Raw genomic sequence first — 2567 nt, 5'->3', positions numbered from 1 at the left:
ACCGTCATCCCGGCGGCGCGCCCGGCCGCTATCCCGGCTCCGGAGTCCTCGAACACCACACAGTCCGCGGGGGCGATCCCCAGCTCGGCGGCGCCCTTCAGGAAGCCCTCCGGGTCGGGCTTGCTCGCCCCGACGGACTCCGCCGTCACCCGCACCTCGGGCAGGTCCAGACCGGCCGCCGCCATCCGCGCCGTCGAGAGCGGCACATCGGCGGAGGTCACCAGTGCGTGCGGCAGCCCCCGCAGCGAGGCCAGGAACTCCGGCGCCCCCGGGATCGCGACGACACCGCCGGTGTCGGCCGTCTCGTCGGCGAGCATCCGGGCGTTGTCGGCGTGGTTCTGCTCCATCGGCCGCTCGGGCAGCAGCAGCGCCATGGAGGCGTAGCCCTGCCGACCGTGGACGACCTTCATGACCTCGTCCCCGTCGAGCGCGTGACGCTCGGCCCAGCGCCGCCAGACGCGTTCGACCGAGGCGTCCGAGTTGACGAGGGTGCCGTCCATGTCCAGCAGGAGGGCGCGGGCGGTGAGCACGGCGGTGGCCGTCATCGGCAGCTCCAAGGCTCGGGGCGCGTTCCAGCGCGGGAGGGGGCGGACGACGGATCGCGACCGGCACGCCCCGGGGAGACAAGGCGGCCCCGCCCGCCGGTCAGGGAAAACGGGCGGAGGCCACTTTGTTCCCCCACGGTACAAAACAAGGCCGCCTTCGCGCCAGGGGGCCCCGCGGACGTTCATCCACTGTTCAGCCCGCCCGGTTCAGCCGGTCACGGCCTCCCACAGGCTCCACAGCCCGAGCCCCAGCATGACCAGCGCCGCGATCTGCGTGATCAGCCGCAGCGGCACCTTCTTCATCAGCGCCCTGCCGCCGACGATGCCGAGTCCCGCCACGGCCCACAGCGCGAGCACCGCGCCCAGGCCGACGGAGAGCGGGTCGTCGTAGCGGGCGGCCAGGTTCGCGGTCATGATCTGGGTCAGATCACCGAATTCGGCGACCAGGATGAGCATGAAACCGGCGCCCGAGACCTTCCAGAAGGACTGGTTCTCCGGCTTGCGGACCTCCTCCTCGTCCTCGCCCTTCTTGAGCAGCAGAACCGCGGCCCCGCCCAGGAACAGCACGCCCGTGAGGGCCTGCACGATCTGCTGCGGCAACAGCGTCAGCACACTGCCGGCCGCGACGGCGAGCGCGACGTGCAGCGCGAAGGCGGCGGCGACACCGGCGAAGACGTAGGAGGCGCGGTAGCGGGTGCCGAGGACGAGGCCGGCCAGGGCGGTCTTGTCCGGCAGTTCCGCGAGGAAGACGACGCCGAAGACGACGGCCGTCACGGTCAGGCTGATCAAGGGTTCCTCAATCGGTCGGGGCTGCCCCACCGAGAGTGCTGGACCTTCGCACACGACACCTCGGCACGGCAGCGCACTCGGAACCCGTGCCGGGGGGCACGGGTGTGCACTGCTTTGCCGAAGGTCTCGCTGGCAGGTCCTGGGAAGGGACCGGCCTCCGGGCGCCGGCTCAGGCGGGCTGAGCAGTATGTCGACGGTCCGGCGAAGAGCTACTCCCCTTCTGCGCCGCCCATCGTACGGGACGTGCCCGAAGTGAAAAGTTCCGCCTACCACCTTGTCATGTCATGGCCTCGTCACTAACTTCTCACCGGGCGCACACCTGTGCGCAACACGGCACCGCGAGCATTGCCCTCGCTCGCAAGCCAACACCCCCACCTCCCCAGGGAGTTCGCATGCCCAGGTTCTACGCGCGTCGACGGCTGAGCTTGGCCGCGGCGGCAACCGCGCTCATATCCTCCGTGGGCCTCTTCAACGCCCCCACGGCCTCCGCCGCCCTCCCCACCCCCGTGAGCGCCGCCACCGCCCGCTCCTACCTCGCCACCCTCACCGTGGCCACCGAGAACCGCACCGGCTACGACCGCGACCTGTTCCCGCACTGGATCACCCAGTCCGGCACCTGCAACACCCGCGAGGTCGTCCTCAAGCGCGACGGCACGAACGTCCAGCAGAACTCCTCCTGCGCCGCCACCAGCGGCAGCTGGTACTCGCCCTACGACGGCGCCACCTGGACCGCCGCCTCCGACCTGGACATCGACCACCTGGTCCCGCTGGCCGAGGCCTGGGACTCCGGCGCCGGCTCCTGGACGACGTCCCGCCGCCAGTCGTTCGCCAACGACCTGACCCGCCCGCAGCTCATCGCGGTCACCGACAACGTCAACCAGTCCAAGGGCGACCAGGACCCGGCCACCTGGATGCCGTCCCGGACGACGTACCGCTGCACCTACGTCCGCGCCTGGGTGCAGGTGAAGTACTACTACGACCTCTCGGTCGACTCGGCCGAGAAGTCCGCGCTGCAGAACTACCTCGCCGGCTGCTGACACGCTGAATTGGTGTCGGGAGCTCCCCGCCGGCCTCCGTCGTTCCGTACCGTACGGGGCGACGGAGAGGGGAACGACATGAGCGCACTGCGCCTCGGACCGCTGCTGAGGTACACCGACGGCTCGTCCGCGACCGTGTGGGTCGAGACGAGCCGTCCGTGCACCGCCGAGGTGCGCTGCGCCGACGGCGCCGGCG

General features: G+C 70.9%; 3 protein-coding genes. 1 reads left to right on the top strand and 2 read right to left on the bottom strand.

Annotation, left to right across the window (positions count from 1 at the left end):
- Both ABZ281_RS45645 and ABZ281_RS45640 read right to left on the bottom strand, forming a co-directional pair.
- The coding region (locus tag ABZ281_RS45645) for an HAD-IA family hydrolase (RefSeq protein ID WP_356664312.1) at positions 1–545 on the bottom strand (545 nt) is incomplete at its 3' end.
- A gap of 207 nt (positions 546–752) precedes the next feature.
- On the bottom strand, positions 753–1334 hold the full coding sequence (locus tag ABZ281_RS45640) for a TMEM165/GDT1 family protein (RefSeq protein WP_356664310.1): 582 nt from the start codon (positions 1332–1334) through the stop codon (positions 753–755).
- 392 nt (positions 1335–1726) lie between these two features.
- On the opposite strand from ABZ281_RS45640, the gene ABZ281_RS45635 reads away from it, so the two are divergent.
- On the top strand, positions 1727–2371 hold the full coding sequence (locus ABZ281_RS45635) for an HNH endonuclease family protein (protein ID WP_356664308.1): 645 nt from the start codon (positions 1727–1729) through the stop codon (positions 2369–2371).
- Positions 2372–2567 lie beyond the last annotated feature (196 nt).

This window comes from Streptomyces sp. NPDC006265, from assembly GCF_040613555.1.
In the GTDB taxonomy this organism is placed as follows: Bacteria; Actinomycetota; Actinomycetes; order Streptomycetales; family Streptomycetaceae; genus Streptomyces.
The sequence above is the reverse complement of the archived record's forward strand: the minus strand, read 5'-3'. Positions and strand labels throughout refer to the sequence as shown.